General features: G+C 64.2%; 20 protein-coding genes. 15 read left to right on the top strand and 5 right to left on the bottom strand.

What is annotated here, in order from left to right; translation table 11 throughout:
• The first annotated feature begins 60 nt into the window (after positions 1–60).
• From DSM100688_RS10150 to DSM100688_RS10140, 3 genes are all read left to right on the top strand, one after another.
• Entirely contained in the window at positions 61–1,017 is a 957-nt protein-coding gene (locus DSM100688_RS10150) for an ABC transporter permease (RefSeq protein WP_152358977.1), read from the top strand.
• Between the two features lie 19 nt (positions 1,018–1,036).
• Positions 1,037–1,987: a carbohydrate ABC transporter permease gene (locus tag DSM100688_RS10145; RefSeq protein ID WP_152358976.1), complete on the top strand. Its 951-nt coding sequence runs from the start codon at positions 1,037–1,039 to the stop codon at positions 1,985–1,987.
• 243 nt (positions 1,988–2,230) lie between these two features.
• Positions 2,231–3,277, top strand: coding sequence for a LacI family DNA-binding transcriptional regulator (locus DSM100688_RS10140; protein WP_152358975.1), 1,047 nt, complete (start codon positions 2,231–2,233; stop codon positions 3,275–3,277).
• A gap of 150 nt (positions 3,278–3,427) precedes the next feature.
• On the opposite strand, the gene DSM100688_RS10135 is transcribed toward DSM100688_RS10140, so the two are convergent.
• Positions 3,428–4,102 carry an NADPH-dependent F420 reductase gene (locus DSM100688_RS10135; RefSeq protein WP_276607811.1) on the bottom strand — a complete coding sequence of 225 codons (675 nt, stop codon included), beginning with the start codon at positions 4,100–4,102 and terminating at the stop codon, positions 3,428–3,430.
• 258 nt (positions 4,103–4,360) lie between these two features.
• Between DSM100688_RS10135 and DSM100688_RS10130 the strand changes: the two genes are divergently transcribed.
• The 4 genes from DSM100688_RS10130 to DSM100688_RS10115 all read left to right on the top strand — a co-directional run bounded on the left by DSM100688_RS10130 (position 4,361) and on the right by DSM100688_RS10115 (position 7,755).
• On the top strand, positions 4,361–4,885 hold the full coding sequence (locus tag DSM100688_RS10130; protein WP_239519426.1) for a PadR family transcriptional regulator: 525 nt from the start codon (positions 4,361–4,363) through the stop codon (positions 4,883–4,885).
• Between the two features lie 104 nt (positions 4,886–4,989).
• Complete coding sequence (locus tag DSM100688_RS10125; RefSeq protein ID WP_239519432.1) at positions 4,990–5,604, top strand: endonuclease III domain-containing protein; 615 nt, start codon at positions 4,990–4,992, stop codon at positions 5,602–5,604.
• 118 nt (positions 5,605–5,722) lie between these two features.
• The gene (locus DSM100688_RS10120) at positions 5,723–6,238 is read left to right on the top strand and encodes a MarR family winged helix-turn-helix transcriptional regulator (RefSeq protein WP_152358972.1); all 516 of its coding nucleotides are present in this window, start codon (positions 5,723–5,725) and stop codon (positions 6,236–6,238) included.
• Positions 6,235–7,755, top strand: a complete 1,521-nt coding sequence (locus DSM100688_RS10115) for a DHA2 family efflux MFS transporter permease subunit (protein ID WP_152358971.1) — start codon at positions 6,235–6,237, stop codon at positions 7,753–7,755. Before DSM100688_RS10120 ends, DSM100688_RS10115 begins: the two co-directional genes overlap by 4 nt.
• Positions 7,756–7,932: 177 nt before the next feature.
• Here the strand turns inward: DSM100688_RS10115 and DSM100688_RS10110 are convergent, their stop codons facing one another.
• The gene (locus tag DSM100688_RS10110) at positions 7,933–9,426 is read right to left on the bottom strand and encodes an MDR family MFS transporter (RefSeq protein WP_204316727.1); all 1,494 of its coding nucleotides are present in this window, start codon (positions 9,424–9,426) and stop codon (positions 7,933–7,935) included.
• 253 nt (positions 9,427–9,679) lie between these two features.
• Here DSM100688_RS10110 and DSM100688_RS10105 point away from each other — a divergent pair, with 253 nt between their 5' ends.
• Complete coding sequence (locus DSM100688_RS10105) at positions 9,680–10,774, top strand: aldose 1-epimerase family protein (RefSeq protein ID WP_152358970.1); 1,095 nt, start codon at positions 9,680–9,682, stop codon at positions 10,772–10,774.
• Positions 10,775–11,006: 232 nt separating this feature from the next.
• Here the strand turns inward: DSM100688_RS10105 and DSM100688_RS10100 are convergent, their stop codons facing one another.
• Together DSM100688_RS10100 and DSM100688_RS10095 are read right to left on the bottom strand one after the other, a co-directional pair.
• On the bottom strand, positions 11,007–12,104 hold the full coding sequence (locus tag DSM100688_RS10100) for a CTP synthase (protein ID WP_239519427.1): 1,098 nt from the start codon (positions 12,102–12,104) through the stop codon (positions 11,007–11,009).
• Positions 12,105–12,404: 300 nt separating this feature from the next.
• Complete coding sequence (locus DSM100688_RS10095; RefSeq protein WP_204316728.1) at positions 12,405–12,803, bottom strand: maltose acetyltransferase domain-containing protein; 399 nt, start codon at positions 12,801–12,803, stop codon at positions 12,405–12,407.
• Between the two features lie 102 nt (positions 12,804–12,905).
• On the opposite strand from DSM100688_RS10095, the gene DSM100688_RS10090 reads away from it, so the two are divergent.
• Positions 12,906–13,115, top strand: coding sequence for a response regulator (locus tag DSM100688_RS10090; RefSeq protein ID WP_152358969.1), 210 nt, complete (start codon positions 12,906–12,908; stop codon positions 13,113–13,115).
• A gap of 278 nt (positions 13,116–13,393) precedes the next feature.
• Here DSM100688_RS10090 and DSM100688_RS10085 read toward each other — a convergent pair whose 3' ends face one another.
• Positions 13,394–14,041 (bottom strand): TetR/AcrR family transcriptional regulator, encoded by a 648-nt coding sequence (locus DSM100688_RS10085; protein ID WP_152358968.1) that lies wholly within the window; start codon positions 14,039–14,041, stop codon positions 13,394–13,396.
• Between the two features lie 210 nt (positions 14,042–14,251).
• Between DSM100688_RS10085 and DSM100688_RS10080 the strand changes: the two genes are divergently transcribed.
• The 6 genes from DSM100688_RS10080 to DSM100688_RS10055 all read left to right on the top strand — a co-directional run bounded on the left by DSM100688_RS10080 (position 14,252) and on the right by DSM100688_RS10055 (position 20,800).
• On the top strand, positions 14,252–14,953 hold the full coding sequence (locus DSM100688_RS10080; RefSeq protein WP_152358967.1) for an ABC transporter ATP-binding protein: 702 nt from the start codon (positions 14,252–14,254) through the stop codon (positions 14,951–14,953).
• A 10-nt stretch (positions 14,954–14,963) separates the two neighbouring features.
• Positions 14,964–16,874: an FtsX-like permease family protein gene (locus DSM100688_RS12145; protein WP_152358966.1), complete on the top strand. Its 1,911-nt coding sequence runs from the start codon at positions 14,964–14,966 to the stop codon at positions 16,872–16,874.
• A 259-nt stretch (positions 16,875–17,133) separates the two neighbouring features.
• Entirely contained in the window at positions 17,134–17,790 is a 657-nt protein-coding gene (locus DSM100688_RS12285) for an ABC transporter permease (protein ID WP_338070098.1), read from the top strand.
• A gap of 126 nt (positions 17,791–17,916) precedes the next feature.
• Positions 17,917–18,315, top strand: coding sequence for a cupin domain-containing protein (locus tag DSM100688_RS10065; protein WP_152358964.1), 399 nt, complete (start codon positions 17,917–17,919; stop codon positions 18,313–18,315).
• A 407-nt stretch (positions 18,316–18,722) separates the two neighbouring features.
• On the top strand, positions 18,723–19,343 hold the full coding sequence (locus tag DSM100688_RS10060; RefSeq protein ID WP_152358963.1) for a TetR/AcrR family transcriptional regulator: 621 nt from the start codon (positions 18,723–18,725) through the stop codon (positions 19,341–19,343).
• 245 nt (positions 19,344–19,588) lie between these two features.
• Positions 19,589–20,800, top strand: a complete 1,212-nt coding sequence (locus DSM100688_RS10055; RefSeq protein WP_152358962.1) for a MalY/PatB family protein — start codon at positions 19,589–19,591, stop codon at positions 20,798–20,800.

The following is a 20,800-nucleotide window of genomic DNA, read 5'->3' as shown; positions in this document are numbered from 1 at the left end:
CGGCCGCATCGTGCAGCGGCCGTCATCATCCATGATTCCGTCACCATCGAAAGCGTCATCATGTCAACCAACACCATTTCCGCAGCCAGCCGGCCCGTACAGGAGCCGATCAACAAGCCAAGCCCATTCGCCCGCATCGCCGATCACTTCCGCCGCTATTGGGAACTGTGGCTGCTCACCCTGCCCGCCCTCGTGTTCGTGGGATTGTTCGCCTACGTGCCGATGTGGGGCATTCAGCTTGCCTTCCGCGAGTTCGACCCCGACAAGGGGCTGACCGGCGGCGATTTCGTCGGATTCAAATACTTCAACAAGTTCTTCCGCTCGCCGCTGTTCGGCGAGATCATGACGAACACGGTCCGCATCAGCCTGTGGACGCTGGTCATGGGCTTCATCTTCCCGATCATACTCGCCCTGCTCATCAACCAGATCCACTCGGCTAGGGTCAAGGGCTTCGTGCAGACCATCACGTACATGCCGCACTTCATCTCGATCGTGGTCATCGTCTCCATGCTCAACATCTTCCTCGCGCCGAACACCGGCATCATCGGCCAGTTCTTCGGCGACGAAAGCCTCATGGGCAGCACGGGCGCGATCACCGCCGTCTACTGGATCTCCGAAGTCTGGCAGCACTGCGGCTGGAACGCGATCATCTACCTCGCCGCGCTGAGCTCCGTGGACACATCCCTGTACGAGGCCGCCAAACTCGACGGCGCCGGCAGGCTCCAGCTCATACGCTACGTCGACTTCCCGGCGATCCTGCCGACCTGCGGCGTGCTGCTCATCCTCAACATGGGCTCCGTGCTCAATGTCGGCTTCGACAAGATCTTCCTCATGCAGAACACGCTGAACCTGCCGGCCACCGAGGTGATTTCCACCTACGTGTACAAGATCGGCATGATCAACTTCCAGTTCTCCTACTCCACGGCCATCGGCCTGTTCAACACCGTCGTCAACTTCGTCTTCCTGGTCGCGGCCAACGCGATCTCGAAGCGAGTGTCCAACGCGAGCATCTTCTAAGACGAGAAGGAGCATCATCATGAGCGCATCAATCGCCACGGCCATGGCCCAGGCCCCCAAATCCAACGGCAACGACATCCCATGGAACACAAAGCAGCGCGAACGGCGCACGGTCGGAGACTGGATCACCCTTGGCGTTATCGACGGCCTGATCCTGCTCGTCGTGCTGATCGTGCTGTATCCGCTGTGGTTCGTCGTCATCTCTTCGTTCTCCGATCCGAACAGCGTCGCCTCCGGCCAGACGCGACTGCTGCCTTCCGGCATCACGTTCGCCGGCTATGCGAAGATCTTCGCCAACGCGCAGATCTGGCGCGGCTACTGGAACACCATCGTCTACTCGGTACTCGGCACCGCGGTCAATATGGCGGTGACCATCCCGTGCGCGTTCGCCCTGTCCCGCCCCGAATTCAAACCGCGCCGCGTCATCCTGTTCCTGTTCACCGTCACCATGTTCTTCGCCGGCGGCCTCGTGCCAAACTACCTGCTGTTCCAGCAGCTTGGCATCATCGACACGATGTGGGTGTTCATCCTGCCCGGCGCGGTGAGCGTGTACAACGTGATCGTCGCCCGCTCGTTCTTCGAGTCGTCCATCCCCGAGGAGCTGCATGATGCGGCGCAGATCGACGGACTCGGCTATCTCGGCTACTTCTTCAAGGTCGTGCTGCCGCTGAGCCCCGCCATCCTCGCCGTGATCGGACTGTACTATTTCGTCGGCCACTGGAACGACTTCATGACCGGCCTGATCTACATCTCCGACCAGAACAAACAGCCGCTGCAGGTCGTGCTCCAGCAGATCCTGCTCGTCTCGCAGTCCGTCGCCTCGAACCTCAACGCCGCCGCGCAGCAGCAGCTTGCCGACCAGATCAAGTTCGGCGTGATCATCGTCGCCACGATCCCGCTGCTCGTGCTGTACCCGTGCCTGCAGAAGTACTTCAACAAGGGCGTGATGCTCGGCGCGGTCAAGGGCTGAGCGGAACCGGACGGAATGCGGGCATGAGCCGGAGCGAAGAGGCACGTATGATCGTGCGATCCGCTCCGGCCTTCGCCGTCCCCATATGACGACGGCGCTCGGCTTGCGGCAGGTGAGTGGCCGTGCTGACGTCGAAAATGACGGCAGCACGGCCGTTGAATGGACATTGGGTGGACATTGAGTGGGACGGGGCACGTTACTATGAGCGGTGCTACATCGATATCGACGCGACGAGGGATGCATATGGTCACGTTGAAGGATATCGCGCTCAAGACCGGGGTCTCCACGGCGACGGTCTCACGCGTGCTCAACGGCAAGGGCCGGGGACGCATCAAACCCGAGATCGCCCATGAGATACGCGAACAAGCCGAAGCGATGGGCTACGTGATCAATCCCATCGCGCGGGGGCTTCGCACCAACCGCAGCCATATGATCGGACTGATCGGCGATGACGTCGCCACCACGCCATATGCCGGTCGTATCATCCTCGGCGCACAAGATGCGGCTCGTACGTTCGGATACCTGCTGACGGTCGTCAACACCGGCAATGACGCGGAACTCGAACGGCAGCAGATCGACATGCTGCGCCGCTACGGCGTCGACGGCTTCCTCTATGCAGCCATGTACGACCGGGTGATGACGCTGCCGGACGCGCTCGACGATTGCCCCACGGTCATGGTGGATGCCGAGGACAAGGACGGACAGTGCCCGTCCATCGGACCGGACGAGCAGGGGATAGGCGAAGATGCGGTGGCTCGGCTGCTGGCCGCCGGATGCCGACGCATTGCGTATTATGGTTCGCCGCCGACGGTCATCGCGCAGCCTCGTCGACTGGCCGGATATCACGCGGCTCTTGACCGGGCCGGCATCGCGAGTGACGACCGGCCTGTGTTCGATCCGGACGAGAAGGTCGACGCCGACATGCAGGCCGAAGCGTTGCTGGACACGGGCGCAGACGGGGTGTTCTGCTTCAATGACGTGCGCGCGCGGTTCATCTACGAGGCGGCCGTGCGGCGAGGCCTGCGCATTGGCCGGGACCTGTCCGTGGTCAGCGTGGACAATTTCGAACTGCTGTCCGTGTTCTTCGAACCGCGGTTGACGTCCATCGAACTGCCGCATTATGAAATGGGCTATTGGGGTGCATGCAAGCTGATCTCGATGATCGAAGGACGGGACATGGGCGGTGCGCTCGATGCGGTGGAAACACGCGCCGTTCTGCCCGATTTATCCGTGGATCGTGGGCGTATCCGGTGCGCTGTAGTGGAGAAGGAATCGGTGGCGGTACGGTAGCTGCGTTCTCGCGCCACGTTCCTTCAGCGGGCATACGGCCGATCCCGGCACCGGAATCGGCCGTATGCCCGCTGGTTAGGTAAGGTGGGACGGGTTCGTGCGGACTGGACCGGCCGAACCCGCCGGCTCGCTTGACTGCTTGTCCGACGCTTACTTGACGACCTTGAAGCCGCCGGTCCACGGGGTCTGCTCGGTCACGCCGAGGATGATCTGCAGCGCGCCGTAGCCCTCGAGGTACTGCGCGCGCTTGAGTGCGCCGGCGTCCACGGTCTTGAGGCCCGCGCCCTCGATGAACGCGGCGACGGCCTTCTTGGCGTCCTCGCTGTCGGAGGCGAGCTGCACGACGGTCGGCGCGCCGTCGTTTTCGCCGGTGGCCAGCGTCGCGGCGAACGTGGTGTTGAAGCCCTTGACCACGGTGCTGTTCGGCAGCTTGGCGGCCACGTACTCGGCGGCGGACTTGTAGCCTTCCGGCAGGGCGAGGTCGAAGGTGGTGAAGTCGATCGGGTTGGCCACGTCGACCACGGTCTTGCCGGCCAGCTGGTCGGCGTAGGTGGCGAGCACCTCGTCGTAGGCCGGGAACGGCAGGGCGAGCACGACGATGTCGCCGGAGATAGCGGCCTCGCCGAACTTGGCGCCGGTGACGCCCTCGGCCGCGGCGGCGGCCTTGTCCGGGTTGCGGTCGATGACCTGCACGCTCGCGCCGGACTTGGCGGCGATGCCCGCGACCGCGGAGCCGATGTTGCCTGCGCCGAAGATGGTGATGGTGCTCATGGTGGTGTTCCTTTCGAAGGTGCCGTGTGCCGCATGCCGTGTGCTGTATGTGATGGGCCTGCGGTGGTTGTTGGTTATGGCTGGTGTTCGTTTCGGTTATTGGCGGTGCGATCGCCGCGGTGGGGTTTCCGTCCGTTGCGTTCGCGCTGATGCCAGTATGCACCTCAGAAAGAGATATTTCAAACTGAGATATATCAGAAAGATTTATAGATGCCGCAAGAACGGCGTGATTCCGCCGATGACGTGCGGCGTCGATGCGTTCACTGTCGGCGTGTCGTTCTGAGATATCTCGGATTGAGATATCATGAACATATGATGAACACGATAGAACTCATGACCCTGGGCTTCCTGAGCGAGGAGCCGTTGTGCGGCTACCGTCTGCGCAAGAAGATGGAACAGCTGCAGGGCTACATGCAGGCCGTCTCCGACGGCACGCTCCACTCGGTGACGAACAAATTCGTCAAGGCCGGCTACATCGGCGAGACCTTCACCGTCGTCAACGGCCGCCGCCTGCGCGAATTCCACCTCGAACCCGCCGGCCGCGAGCGGTTGATCGAGGAGCTGAAAAACACGAGCGGCTACAACCTCACCAACATCACCAAATGGGCGGTCGTCCTGTCGTTCCTCTCCGTCATCCCCGACGAAGCCGACCGCCGCGCCGTGCTGCAACGCCGGCTCGACTCGCTCGGCTCCGACGTGCGCCGCCTGTACAGCGACGGCGAGGGGCCGATCGACAACGACAAGGTCGCCGACAAATACCGCCGTGCGGTGCTCATGATCCACGACGCCGAAATCGACGCCGAACGCCAATGGCTCGAACGCGAGCTCGACGCGTGACCAGTACGGAAGCTGCGGAGTGTTCGGGCGGTGCGGCCGACGTCGCAGCCGCCGCGCCCGTCCGCGTGCCGACTCCGGCCGACATCGCTTCGCTGTACGAGTGCATGGAGCGCGAGCTTGGCCCCACGAACTGGTGGCCGGCCGACACGCTGTTCGAGATCATGGTCGGCGCCGTGCTCACCCAGAACACCGCGTGGGGCAACGTCGACCGTTCGCTCGCGGCACTGAAGTCCGCCGGCGTGCTCGACCCGCACGCCATCGCCGCATTGGAGCCGGAGGCGTTGCAGGGTCTCATCCGCCCGTCCGGTTTCTACCGCAACAAGGCGAAGACCCTGCAGTCGCTCAGCCGTTGGTATGTCGAGCGTTGCGGTGCGGATCCCGACGGCGCGCGCGGTCTGACGGACGACGGGCTGCGATCCGAACTGCTGTCGTTGTTCGGCGTCGGCGGCGAAACGGCCGATGATCTGGTGCTGTACGTCTTCTCGCGCCGCGCGTTCGTCGCCGATACCTACGCCCGACGTCTGTTCGCATTCCTCGGCTTCACCGTGCCGACCGGCTATCCGGCCTTCCACAAGGCGTTCGCGCCGGCTGTGCTCGCCTCGGACCTGACCGTCGCCCAGCTCAAGGAATTCCACGGTCTCATCGACGAATACGGCAAGGCGTACCGCGACGACGCAGCCAAGGCCGCGTCCTTCCTCACTGGTTGGCGTCACGGCTGACGGGCGTTGCAACGTATTGCGTCGCCGTACCGTCCCGTTCCGCATCGCGGCTACTTGTCACGGCTGGTCATATACTTACCAACAGTAATGACTATTGGTAAGTAATCGGAGATCCGATATGACGCCATCCGACAATCGAGCGACGACGCACGCCGACGAACCCACAGGCCTGCCGGTCGACGACGTGCGCCGGCTGCTCGACGCCTGCTGGAAAGCGAAAGCCATCACCGAACTCATGCCGGCGCTGCCCGCCGGCATCAAACCGCGCTATATCCACGTCATCGACGCGGTCTGGCATCTTAACCGGCCGAACGGGCAGCAATACGGCACCGCCCGTGTCGGCGACGTCAGCGCCTTCCTCGGCGTCACCACGCCAAGCGTTACCAAACTCGTCGGCGACATGGCCGACCTCGGTCTGCTCGTCAAGCACGCCGACCAAACCGACCGTCGCGCGGTGACGCTCACCCTCACCGGCCGCGGCCTCGACCTGCGCCGCACCTACGTCGAGGAATACCACGCGCACCTCAGCCGCGTGCTCGCCGGCATCACCGCCGACCAATGCGAAACCGTCGTACGCACATTGACCGAAGCCCTGCGCCTCATGCAGGGCGACATGAGAGCGAGGGAATCATGAACACTACAACCGACGCACAGTCATCCACCGTACAGCCGTCGCCGCCCGTGCCGTCGCCCACGCAACCGGCTGCGCAGTCATCCGCCCAGCCGGTCAACGGCAAACGCCCCGTTCCCGCGGCCATCATCGTCTGCGTGATCGCGCTCGCGATCCTCACGTTCCTCGGCATCCTGTCGGAAACGTCGCTCAACATCGCCTACTCCACGCTCATGCAGGAGTTCGCGGTCGACGCGTCCACCGTGCAATGGCTCACCACCGGCTATTTGCTGCTGTTGTCGGTCGCGATCCCCAGCTCACCGTTCATGGTGCGCCGGTTCGCCACGAAAACCCTGTTCGTCGCGGCGGTGGCGATTTTCACCGCCGGCACGCTGATCGGCGCGTTCGCCGCGAGCTTCCCGATGCTGCTCGCCGCGCGACTCGTCATGGCGCTCGGCACCGGCATCTCGCTGCCGCTTATCACCAACATCATCCTCGAAAAGGCGCCGCTCGAACAGCGCGGGGCGATGCTTGGCATCGTCAGCCTCGTCACCTGCGCCGCGCCGGCCATCGGCCCGGTGTTCGGCGGCATGGTCATGGAATGGCTCGACTGGCATTGGATCTTCTACACGATGCTGCCGTTCCTGCTCGTCGCGTTCCTGCTCGGCATGGCCACCGTGCCGGAGATCCGCCATCCCGGCGACGCCGAACAGGCGACGATCAGCGTGCCGTCGCTGCTTTTGGTCGCGGCCGGATTGGCCGGCCTGATCGTCGCGGTGAGCTTCTTCGCGAGCTGGAACGGCGACTGGCGGTTCTGGCTGACGCTGGCTGCGAGCGTGGCGGTATTGGTCGTGTTCGTGCTCGTGCAGCTGCGTATGACTCGGCCGCTGGTCGAGGTGCGCGTATTCACGTATCCCGGTTTTTCGCTGGGCATGTTGATTCTGCTCATGGCGTCCGGCGGCGTGCTCGGACTGAACTTCATGCTGCCGATTCTGCTGCAACGCGGCTTCGGGATGGGCAGCCTACCCGCGGCACTGACGCTGCTGCCGGGCGCGGTGGTCGGCGCGATCGCGGCGCCGCTGATCGGCGGCGCGCTGAAAAACCACTTCCCGCCGAAGTTCATCATGACCGGGTTCGCGGTTGTGACCGTGATGGATATGGTGCTCGTCCTCGCATCCGGCAGCGTGGCGGCGGTGGCCGTCGCCTACGCGGTGTTCATGGCGTTCTCCGGATTCGTGCTCGTGCCCGACCAGACCCATGCGCTCAATCAGCTGCCCGCGCGGCTCAACGCAGACGGTTCGGCGGTGATGAACACCGTGCAGCAGCTCGCCGGCGCGATCGGCACGGCCGTGGCCAGCGTGCTGCTGTCCGAGTTCTCCGCCGCCGCGGCCCGGGGCGGCGCCAGTGAGGCCGCATCCTATGTGCGGGGATTCTCGTTAAGCATGTGGGTGCTTGCGGGTATGGCCGTGGTTGGCGTCGTGCTTGCGGCGCTTATGTTCCGCTGCTCGACGCGGCATGCGCCGGAACTGGTTGAGGCGTAGCGGACGGGTGGCTGGTGTGGATTTCCTACGGAAACCCACACCATGAGCGAGGGGAGACTGCCACGCGACCGATGAATGTCAGTCACACGTGCGGCAGCCGTCAGTCGCGTGTCCGCAGTCGTCAGTCGCGCGTCCGCAATCGTCAGTCGGTCGTCGCCGTCGTTCATCCGGCAACTGTCAGCGTCGCCCGTCGCGCACCAGCAGCGACAACGCGAACGCGACGATCGACGTGACGGTCGACACGACGAATACTGCATCCACGCCGTGCGCGAGTCCTGCGGCCGTCGACTCGGCGGCTGACGCCGGCAAGGTATTCGTCGTCATGATCGTGAAACAGATCGCGATGCCGATCGCCGCGCACGTCTGCCGCAGCGTGTTGTTCATCGCCGTGCCGTGCGGGATGAGCGGTCCGGTCAACTGGTTGAGCGCGGTCGTGGTCAACGGCATCAGGCAGAACGCGACGCCCGCCATCATCAGCGTGAAGCACACGGCCGGATACCACGCCGGCGTGTCCGCGCCCATCCGCGACAGCGCGAACGAGGCCAGCGCGACGGTACCAATCGCCGGCGGCGCGATGCGACGAATGCCGAACCGGTCGAACAGACGTCCGGCGACCGGATTGAACACGCCCTCGGCGATGCCGCCGCCCGCCAGCAGCAGGCCGGACTGCAGCGCGGTCATCCCCAGCACGTTCTGAATGAACATCGGCAGGATGTTCATCGTCGCGATGAACGTGACGAACACCAGCACGATCACGATCATCGGCAACGTGAACATCGGACGCGCGAACACGCGGAAGTTGAGCAGCGGGTTCGGCAGACGCAGTTGACGTACGACGAACGCGACCAGAGCGATCGCGCCGACCGCCAGCGAAACGAGCGTGTCGGTCGCCGCCCAGCCGGATTGGCCGGCCAGCGAGAACCCGAGCAGCAGACCGCCGAAACCGAGCGTCGACAGCACGACCGACGGCACGTCGATCGTCGGATCGGTCTGCGGCGTCACATTACGCACCGTCGGAATCGCGGCGGCGAGCACGGCCACGGCGATCACGACCAGCGGCACGAACAGGAACCGCCACGGCAGCAGATCGATGATCAGGCCGGACAATGTCGGGCCGATCGCCGGCGCGAACGCGATGACCATGCCGAACCAGCCCATCGCCGTGCCTCGCTGGCTCGGCGGGAACGTGAGAAACAGCACGGTTTGCAGCAGCGGCATGAGGATGCCCGCGCCGGTGGCTTGCAAGACGCGGCCGGCCAGCAGCACCCAGAAGCCCGGCGCGCACAGGCACACGAGCGTGCCGAACAGGAACATGCCGATCGCGTAGAAGAACAGTTGGCGCGTGGTGAACCGCTGGATGAGGAACGCGGTGATCGGGATCATGATGCCGTTGGTGAGCATGAACCCGGTGCTCAGCCACTGCGCGGTGTTGCTGGTGACGCCGAAATCAAGCATGAGATGCGGCAGCGCGCTCGTCATGAGCGTCTGGTTGAGGATCGCGGTGAACGAGCCGATCATCATGATGACGATCGGCAGGATCGGGTGATCGGGCATGGCTACCGGTTGCGCGGACGATGTGGTCGTGTGCGGTTGCGGCGTGCGTGATGGCGATGCGCTCGTTTGCGGTGCGTTTGGTTGCGACGTGTGCTGCGACGCGCTCGAATCAGGCATGGCTGTTCCTTTCAGCTGCGGTGCGATGGTGGTTCCCAGCTGATTTCGGTCAACGTCGCGATATGCGGATGATCGTTCGCCGCATGGTCGGCGACGGATCATCCGACGACGCCGTAGCCCCTGCCGGTCGATGTCATGGCCAGTCTACCGCGGGTGCGGACACGGCCGGTGTGGGTCGGGTTGCGACACGTCGGGAAAGCGCTTACCATTCGTGGTGCGGTATGCTGGGGGACTGGTACAAGGAGGTAAAACCATGCTTATCCATCACGACAATCCGACCCGCGCCGACATGCTCGCCCACATGGGCAGCCTGCAGCAGGCCGCCTACACACGTCCGATCGAATACCAGGAGGGCCGTTCCCACGGCCTGCGCGGCATCGAGGTCAAAAACGGCCCGCTGCGGTTCATGTCGATGGCCGACCGCGCGCTCGACATCGCACAGATCGAATACCGCGGCGAAAACCTCACGTTCCTGTCCAAGCCGGGGCTGAACGGCCGTAACCAGTTCGACACCAACGGCCTCGAGGCGCAGCGCTCCATCATGGGCGGCCTGTTCTTCACCTGCGGGTTCGAGAACATCTGCGCGCCGTACGTCACGCCCGAAGGCTCCAAGTACCCGGCCGGCAGCTACCCGATGCACGGCCGCATCCGCACCACACCGGCCGAACACGTCTCGTCGGACGCGTACTGGAACAAGAACGACCAGTACGTGCTCGAGGTATCCGGCGAAATGCGCGAGGCCGAACTGTTCGGCGAGAACATGGTGCTGCGCCGCCGCATTTCGTCGGTGTACGGCACGTCCACGATCACCGTCGAGGACGAAGTGACCAACGAGAGCTTCCGCACCGAGCCGCTCATGTGGATGTACCACTGCAACTTCGGCTGGCCGCTGCTCGCCGAAGGAGCCGAGGTCGTGATCCCGAGTCGCAAGGCCACGCCGCGTGACGAGACGACCGCCGCCGACACGACCCCGTGGAACGAGATCGGCGCGCCGGTCGCCAACAAGCCGGAAAGCGTGTACCTGCACGATCTGGCCGCCGATGCGAACGGTCGCAGCTTCGCCGGCGTCGTCAACCGCACGCTCGGCCTCGGTGTCGTGATCGAATTCGATGCGGCCGACTTCCCATACTTCATGGAATGGAAGTCGATGGGCTCGGGTGACTACGTGGTCGGTCTCGAGCCGTCCAATTCCAGTGTGCACGGTCGCGGCTGGCACGAGCAGCGCGGCGATCTGCATACGATCGCACCGCAGACTACCGAGCGCAAGGTCGTCACGTTCACCGTGGTCGAAGGTAACGAGGCCATCGACGCGCTTATCGCCCGCCGCGATGCGCTCCTCGCCGCCTGAACGAACTGCCGGTCGGCGGTCCGTCGGTCCGGTAATCCGTCAGTCCGTCGTTCGAATCATGCGTAAACCATCACCCAGTGCGCGCAATCGTAACGGATGCGCGCACGGAGTGACGTTTGCGGCGTCCGAATCATCACTCAGTGCGCGCGGCGCTGCCGATCGCGCGCACTGAGTGACGGTGACGCACGATCCGAACGTCACCGACGCCGGACGCAACGCAAACACCCACATCTCACCGTTCCCGCCCGCGCGCATCCGTCCTCCGCTCGTGCATCAGCATCCCGGTCATCGGCACACGGGCGTCCAACAGCTTGTGCCGCAACGGATACCGTCGTATCACCTCGTCGTAGCTGGTTCGGATGATCGCCGTGACGCCAGCGCGACGCAACGCATCCTCCCGCGCGCGTTCGTCGCGCACCACATCCCGTATATCGCGTCGCTTCGTCATCGCAGGGTTCACGTACTTGTCGGTGCCGTCATATTCCAGTACGATCACGCGCCCGTCCGGCGTATGCCATACGAAATCGGCGCGATGTTTGACCCACGGTGCGTCGGGATCGAGAAACACGTGCTGCAATTCCGGTACGACGAATCCCTCTTCGATGATTGTCGCGTAGCACAGCGACTCGCCGCCGTTCTCGTTGAGCGGGTTTGCGTAATGCAGCAACCGCAGTACCGGGCCGCAATCGGCGTGCATTCCGTCGCACATTTCCAGGACTCCGTCGCGCGTGACGAGGCCGCGTCGCAGCGCCGAATCGAACATCGGCAACGCCTGAACGAACGAATACCGCAATCCGCAGTCCACTAGCGTACGTTCCGGCGCGGTGATGCGCGTCATATCTATGATGTCGGCCGTGCCGGCGTGTGCCACGATGTCCTCCGGTCGGTCCTTCGCCAACGTGGTGACGATGCCGGTCCGTTCCCGCGTTCTGACGATCGTCACCACCGGCGGATGCCGTATGATGAGGCGGCGTAGGGATGCGTGCGAACGAGTGGCGCCGCCGGCGGGTGACGCGAGGAACACCATGCCGTCGCCGTGCAGGCTCCAGCCGTATTCGAGTTCCAGCATGGCGGCGGCGCTCAGGCCGGCGAACACGCGGTTCGGACGTTGCCGCGCCAGTTCGCGAATGAGATGCCGGGCCTGTTCCGCGGCGCTGAGCGACGTCCAATATGCGGTGCGGGCGTATGCATTATGGTACGGGCGGACCAGTGCGCCCGACCGCAGGCGCGTGATCGCAGCCTGACGTTGCGCGTTGGTTTCCGGGGCGAAACAGCGTTGGTTGCGTTCCGCCGTGGCGCTGAGCCGGTCGATGTCGGTGTGCGTTCTCATGCCGCCATGATGAGGGTGGGACGGATTGCCGCGCAATGCAAACTGGGGTATGTGGTCGAAAGGTCGGTTTTTCGGCGTGTCGCGGGCGGATTGTGGATAACTCGGCGGTGGCTGGGGTGGTAGTTGGGTCCGATGGGTGGGATACCGGGCGTTGGGGCCGTCACTCAGTGCGCGCAATCGTAACGGGTGCGCGCACTGAGTGACGTTTGCGACGTCCGAATCATCACTCAGTGCGCGCGGCAGTGCCGGTCGCGCGCACTGAGTGACGGTTGGTGGCGATTACGACGCGGGGACGGATGCCTATCGCGCGAACCCCATGCGGTCGGCGTCGGTGATCGGCCGCAGCACGCGTGCCGGGTTGCCCACGGCGACCACGTTGTCCGGGACATCGCGTGTGACGACCGAACCCGCGCCAAGCGTGATGTTGCATCCCAGATCGCACCGGAAATTCGGCTCGACCACCACGTCGTCGCCGACCGAGCCGAGCATCCGCTTCAACAGCGCCCGCCGGCGCGCCGCATCCTCGAAATCGGTGCGGTTGTACGCCTCGAACAGCCGCCGCACCTCCACGCGTTTGCGTTCCAGCTCCGGATGCATGTCCCAGTACGGCTGCCCCGACACCATGCGCGACCACACTTCGCGCCCCTCGGGGTTCAGATCGTCGGGAATGATGGGCGCTTCGATCGGCCGGTCGTCCATGATCGCTCCTTTGCTGTGGTTGCATACGTATGCCGGATGATGCACCCGTCGTACTTCTGCATTTCTATAAGGGTCGCGTGACGCGCGGCGGAAGGCGGCCGGATGACGAGACTGCTGGCCGTGGAGGACGAAAAGGCGCTCAACGGCATCACCTGCGACACGCTGCGCGACGCCGGATACGACGTGACCGGCTGCCTGAATGACAACCGCGCGTTCGACGCCGTCACCGGCCGTCGCACGGCTCCGACCGTCGAGCGACTGGTCGGTCTCATCGATGACGTGCGCCGCAAGGCCCGCGCCCTGCCTCGATGAACGATCGGCAGCGGTCGTGTTCGAGAGACGGTGCTGGGAATCGACGCATACGAGCGTGCAGCATGAGGTATGAGCGATCTCTTGGATACGGTTTGACGGTTGAGAGGCAATAATCGGTTGTTGCAACGGTCAGTTTGACGATCGAGAGGCTCTTCGAACGGGTCAGAGCATGGCGAACGCGGCCGCACGACCGGTTTTTGTGGTTCGTTGGCGGTTCTTCGGCGGCACAGGCGCCTCTCGATCGTCGAACTGATGTCTGCAGAAACGAAAACAGCCTCTCAATCGGCAAACTGGTCAGCGGAGGAACCGCTGCCGGTGATGGATGTCTTCGATGAGACGTCGTTCTTGAGCGAATTGACGAGCTGGGAGACGATGCTCGGCATGATGGAACGGCTGAGCCACTCGACGTTCTCCGGCGTGAGCAGGGCCGGCGCCTTGGCGAGCACGCCGAGCATGCCGCTGGATGCAAACTCCAGCAGCAGGCGCTGGCCGGGGTTCAGCGTGGCGGGGTCGCGTCCGAGCGCCGCCAGCCAGATTTCGATGACATATGCTTTGAGCTGCGCCGCAAGGCCGGCCGAACCGTGCGGTCCGGCGATGAGCGACAGACGGCGGATGCTGCGGATGCGCTGCGGCGAGGCCAGACAGGCGAGCGCATAGTCGCGGATGTCGTCGAGACTCTCGTCCTGATGAATGACGTGCATGATGAATGCGGTGATGTCCGACTCCTCGTAGATCGCGGCGATCGCGTCGTCGGCCAGCTCGGGGATGTTGGCGTAGTGGTAGTAGAACGCGCTGCGGTTGAGTCCGCTCGCGCGCGTGATGTCGCTGATGGTGATCTGTGCGTACGGCTTGTCCTCCAGCAGCCGCCAGAACGCGTCCTGCATCTTCTGCGGTGCGCCCGGTTCTTCGGCTCTTGGTCGTGCCATGGTTCGCTCCTTGCCTGTGTGATGTACCTAACTCAACACGATATCGTGTTTTCGGTGCGATGGTCGGCCCGATGATGCGGTTCCCCTGTGATAACCCATCACAATGTCGAATTGCGTGGATTTATTTACCCGACGTGGTGATGTATTTCTTGGAACCGCAAACCCACCAAGTCAATCGCAACAGTCAATCGCAAGAGAGGACCGATCGACATGCCATTCCTTGCATTCCACGACGTGGTACGCCAATACGGCAGCGGCGAATCCGCCGTGCGCGCGCTCGACCACGCCACCTTCGACATCGAACGGGGCGAACTCGCCGTCATCCTCGGCGCGTCCGGCGCCGGCAAATCCACCGCGCTCAACATCCTCGGTGGCATGGACCGCGCCACCTCCGGTTCCGTGCGGCTCGACGGCAAGGACATCACCACGTTCGACGAGGCGCAGCTCACGGACTACCGCCGCTTCGACGTCGGCTTCGTCTTCCAGTTCTACAACCTCGTGCCCAACCTCACCGCGATCGAAAACGTCGAACTCGCCAGCCAGATCTGCCCGAACGCGTTGGACGCCCGGGAGACGCTTGAGAAGGTCGGCCTCGGCGACCGGCTCGATAATTTCCCGGCGCAGTTGAGCGGCGGCGAACAGCAGCGCGTGTCCATCGCCCGCGCGCTCGCCAAGAACCCGAAACTGCTGCTGTGCGACGAGCCGACCGGCGCGCTGGATTACACCACTGGCAAGGAGGTGTTGCAACTGTTGCAGGATTCCTGCCGTCGGCGTGGCATCACCGTTGCACTCGTCACGCACAACTCCGCGCTCGCGCCGATGGGCGACCGCTTGATCCGCTTCCGCTCCGGCAGAGTCACCGAGATCACGACGAACCCGAATCCGACGCCGATCGCGGACATCGAGTGGTAGGGGGGCGGGCATGAAGAAGACAGCGCTTTGGAAGGACGCGTGGCGTGCGATCCATGGCAACGGCAAGCGTTTCGCCGCGATGATGGTGATCGTCGCGGTCGGCGTGATGATGCTTGGCGGACTCAACTCGGTCGGCCGCGACATTCGCGCCGGTCTCGACGAATTCTTCGACGACACGTCCATGCATGACATCATGATCGTCTCCACGCTCGGCCTCGATGACGACGACATCGCCGCGCTGCGCCGAGTGGACGGTGTCAAGGACGCGGCCGGCGAGCACGTCGAGTCCGTCACCACGACGGTCGACGGCAAACAGTCGTCTGCCACCGTCACCGCGCTCAACGACCGCGGCATCGACCGTCCGTATGTGACCGGCGGCCGCCTGCCGAACGCCGGTCACGAGATCGCTGTGACCAAACAGTATCTGGACGACGCCGGCAAGTCGATCGGTGACACGCTCGAGTTCAGCCCGGACGATTCGATGACAACCGCGAGCGCCGCATCCGTCGCAGCGACGGAATCGGCCGGGTCGTCGGCGGACGATACGTCGGGCAAGTCGAGGGTCGCGGACACGACGACCCGCACGTTCGCGGACGGCAAGTACACGATCGTCGGCACGATCATCGACCCGAACGACATCGTCAATCCGTCCGGCCCGCTCGCGCTTATCTCCGGCGGCAAAACCGTGTATCCGATGGTCGTTTCGGCCGACGCGCTCGCCGCGAGCGACGACGGCAACGTGACCGACCTGCCGTACACGTCTGCCGTGATCACCGTTGCCGGCGCGGCCGCGATGAACACGTACGACGACGACTATCTCGACACGGTCGTCGATGCGCGCGCCGCGATCGAACGCATCCGCAAGTCCCGTGAACAGGCGCGCACCGACACCGTGCGCCAAGCCGCGCTCGACAACGCGATGCGTACACTCGACGCGCAGAAGACCACGATTGCCGCGCTGCCGAACGGACTGCCGGCTAAAACCGCGGCCGAACAGCAACTCGCCAAAACCGAGGCTGCCATCAAGGAAACAGTCGCCGCAATACCGAGCGCCACATGGATCGTCCGCGACCGCAGCGCCATCACCAGCTGGGAGGACGTGAAGACCCAGAGCGAGATGATCACGCGCCTCGGCACGCTGTTCCCCGTGCTGTTCCTCGTCATCGCGCTGCTCGTGAGCCTGACCGCCGTCACGCGCATGGTGGAGGAGGACCGCCAGCTCATCGGCACCTACAAGGCGCTCGGCTACACACGCCACGAAACCATGCTCAAATACCTCGTCTACTCGGGGGCGGCCTGCCTGTTCGGCGGGCTGCTCGGCGACACGCTCGGCCTGATCGGACTGCCGTTCGTGTTCACACGCCGACTGATCTCGCGTATCTACGTACTGCCCGGCTATCCGCTGCTCGTGGACTGGCGGATCGCGGTCGGTGGCGTGCTGCTGTTCGTGATCGTGATCACCGGCGCGGCCGCGGCGGCGACCGTCGGATCGCTGCGATTGCAGCCCGCCGAACTCATGCGGCCCAAGGCCCCGAAGGCCGGGCGCACGATCATCGTGCAGCGCGTCGGCTTTATCTGGAATCACCTGAGCTTCCTCGGCAAGGTGACCGCCCGTAACCTGTTCCGTTATAAGTCGCGCGCTTATGGTCATCGTCGGCGTGCTCGGCTGTACCGCGCTCATGACCGCCGGCTTTGGCATGGGATCATCCGCGTTCACGCTCATGCCGCGCCAACACCGCGAGATCACGACGTACGACGTCATGGCTGTCACATCCGCCGCCGGTCACGACGACGCGCAGCGGGCGCTGGACGACGATGCGCGCGTCGCCTCGACCCTGCCGCTGCAGGTCGGCAGCGTGACGCTGAGCGCGGACCGCGACGGTTCCGCCGACGACGCGACAACGGCGCACGGCCAGACTGATGGAGCACAGATCACCGCACAGCTGCTCGTCGTGCCCGACGGCAAGTCGCTCGACGGCTACCTCGATCTGCACGCTGCGGACGGCACGTCGATCGCGCTGCCGGGTGTGTCTGACACGAGGTCGTACTCATCCGGCTCCGGAAACGGTGGATTGGACGAGGACGGAAACAACGCCGACGGCATCGGCGTCATCGTCACGACCAACGCGGCGCATAAGCTTACGCTCGCTGACGGTGACACAGTCAACCTGAACGACGCGATGTCCAACGCCGCTACCGTGATGGTGTCCGCGGTCGCGCAGTATTACACCGGCAACATCGTCGTCATGACGCAGTCCGCGTACGAGCACGCGTTTGACGCGGACTTCGCACCGAACGCCGACCTCATCAACGTGAAGTCCGGCAACACGAACGAACAGATCGCATTTGCGGATGATATCGCCGAGAACGACATCTATTTGTCCGTGATGAGTTCGGCCAAGCAGGAGCGTGACTTCGCGAAGAGCTTCCTCATCTTCTTCGTGATGATCGGGTTCATCGTCGTCATGGCCGCGATCCTCGCCGTGGTGGTGCTGTATACGCTCGCCTCCACGAACATCTCCGAGCGTGAACGGGAACTCGCCACCATCAAGGTGCTCGGCTTCCGCCGGCGCGAGGTGCACGGCTACGTGAACAAGGAGATGCTGCTGCTCGCCTGCTTCGGCATCGCGATCGGCCTGCCGTGCGGGCGTGGATTGCTGGGCTTTCTGATCAGCCGGCTCGACCTGCCGGGCATGAATATCGTGCCGAACGTGGCGTGGTTCTGCTACGTGGCCGCCGCGGTGCTTGCGTTGGCGTTTACGGTGCTGGTCGAAGCGGCAACGAACCGGTCGCTCGACCGCATTGACATGGTCGGCGCGCTGAAGAGTCCGGAGTGACGTGCGGGGCGGCGTGTGACGTGTCGTGTGTCGCGTGGGATTCGTGCGGTTGACTTCGAGCGCTCGAAGTTCCTAACGTCGGGGATGACCGACGATATTCGATGCCGACAGTGATAAGGAGTCGTCATGGACAATCCGAGCGCATTTCCGATGGGCGCGTCGAACGACGCGTTCGCGCAGTATTTCGAAGGGCAAAGCTATCTCGCGCCGCTCGCCGACGACGAGCGAGTGTCGGTGGCGAATGTCACCTTCGAACCGGGCTGCACGAACCATTGGCATATTCACCACGGCATCTGCCAGATCCTGCTCGCCGTGGGCGGGCGCGGCTACTACCAGATCGAAGGGCAGGAGCCGGTCGAACTGAAGCCCGGCGACGTGGCATATATTCCGCCGGACACCAAGCACTGGCATGGCGCCGCGCCCGCAGAGTCGTTCGCGCACGTGGCCGTCATGCCCAAGGCCGAGGGCGCTTCGACCGAATGGCTCGAGCCGGTCGACGAGGACACCTACCGCGCCCTGGCATGACGGCTGAGCCCGCCTTCCGCTCCCATTCGTGCGCTGTTGCCATCCATCCCCATCCGCTTAACGGACATACGGCCGATTCGACCACCTAAATCGGCTGTATGTCCGTTAGGGGGGGGTGCAATTCACCTCTGTCCTCTTCTCAACCCCTAACGGACATCCAGCCGATAACCTTACTGAAATCGGCTGGATGTCCGTTAAAAAAGTGACGATGAAGGTGCGGCCGATACGTTGTGCCGTCTTCCCCTCCAACGGACATCCAGCCGATTCGATCACCCAAATCGGCTGGATGTCCGTTGGGGAGGGGTGGATGATCGGCGAGGAGAGTCGGGGAAAGGCGGGCACCGCTACGGCCGTTTGCTGCGGGGCGGAATGGACGGGCGTATGCGTACGCGTGTATCGTGCTGCGTATGACCAACGATGCCGACACCGATTCCGCAGCCGCTGCCGAACCCGACGGCGCGGACCGCGCCGCCTCCTCGCCCCGTCAGCCGCGACGGTTCGACCCCGACCGCAAGCAGCGCATCATCGAGGCGTGCCTCGACGTCATCGCCGAACGCGGCGTGCGCGGCACTTCGCATCGCGTGGTCGCCGCCGCGGCCAACGTGCCGCTCGGATCGATGACCTATCACTTCGACGGCATGGACGATCTACTGCATCAGACGTTCGACCAGTATGCGCAGCAGTGCATCGACCGGTTCGCCGCGCGTATGGCCGCCGCGACGACGCCCGACGAGGCGTGCGAACAGATCGCACGCCACATCGAAAGCGACCTGCTCGGCACGCAACGCGACCTGACCATCAACCTCGAGTTCTACACGCTCGCCGCACGCGACCCGTCGTACCGCGACGTCACCGACCGTTGGATGGCCGCCAGCCGCGCCGAACTCGAACGGTTCTTCGACGCGCCCACCGCCATGCTGATGGACGCGATGATCGAAGGCATGTCATTGCACCGCGCGCTCGACGACGTGCCGCGCGACGCGCAGACGTTGCGCGACGGCTTCCGTCGCATTGCGGGGCTGTCGTAACCGGACTTCCGTCCGGTACGCAGTACCTGCGCAACGGTCGGCCGACGGTCTCCGGACGTTGCGTCACAGCCGTTGTCGCCGTCGCCGCGACACGACGTCGTACGTTACGTACGATCACCCTGCGGGACGACTAAGCTACAGAGAGATTCGTCCGCGCGGCCGCACGTGATCACCGGTGACCGCGCGTGACCACGGTCCGGGACGGCCCGGACCGCCACGCCGCGCACGCCGGAGGGAGAGAGCCAATGACCTACGATTTCACGTCCATCATCGATCGCCACGGCAAGGACGCCCTCGCCGTGGACGGGCTCGGCGCCATCCCCGGCATGGCCCCCGACGCGCCGAAGGACGGCTTCGACCTGATCCCGATGTGGGTCGCCGACATGAACTTCCCCACCGTGCCGACCGTGCAGGAGGAGATCATCAAGCGCGCCCAACACCCGATGTTCGGCTACTTCCAGCCGACCGACGAATACTACGACGCGATCATCAACTGGCAGTCCAAACGCAACGGCGTCACCGGACTCGCCCCCGAACACATCGGCTACGAGAACGGCGTACTTGGCGGCGTCATCTCCACGCTGACATCGTTCGCCGCGCCCGGCGACGCGGTGCTGCTGCACAGCCCGACCTACAACGGCTTCACGCAGTGCATCGAGAACAACGGCTTCCACATCGTCCACAGCCCGCTCCACCGCGACGCCGACGGCATCTGGCGCATGGACTTCGACGACATGGACCGCCGTGTCAAGGAGCACGGCATCCACGTCGCCGTGTTCTGCAGCCCGCACAACCCGACCGGCCGCGTGTGGGAGCGCTGGGAGATCGAACGCGCGATGGAGATCTACCGCGCGAACGACGTCGTCGTCATCTCCGATGAGATCTGGTCGGACATCATCCTCGCCGGCCACAAGCATATCCCCACCCAGTCGGTCAGCGAGGACGCGCGCAACCGCACCGCCGCGTTCTATGCGCCGAGCAAGACGTTCAACCTCGCCGGATTGGTCGGCAGCTACCACATCATCTACAGCACGTACCTGCGCGACCGCATCGTCGCGAAGGGCTCCAAGTCGCACTACAACGAGATGAACGTGCTGTCGATGCACGCGCTCATCGGCGCGTACAAACCCGAAGGCCACGAGTGGTGCGACGAACTGTGCGCCACGATCACCGGAAACGTAGACTACGCGGTCGACTACATCACGTCGCATTTCGACGGCGTCACGCTCGCCAAGCCGCAAGGCACGTACATGCTGTTCCTCGACTGCGCCGAGTGGTGCGCCCGCCACGGCGTTACCATCCACGAGCTGATCAAGCGCGGCTGGGACGTGGGCGTCGCGTGGGAGGACGGCACGCTGTTCCACTGGCCGGATGCGATCCGCGTGAACCTCGCGTTGCCGTTCAGCCGCGTGCGGGAGGCGATGGCGCGCCTCGACCGGTACGTGTTCAACGCCTGA

This window comes from Bifidobacterium ramosum, assembly GCF_009299505.1.
Taxonomy (GTDB): Bacteria; Actinomycetota; Actinomycetes; order Actinomycetales; family Bifidobacteriaceae; genus Bifidobacterium; species Bifidobacterium ramosum.
This window is presented reverse-complemented; position numbering and strand designations above follow the sequence as displayed.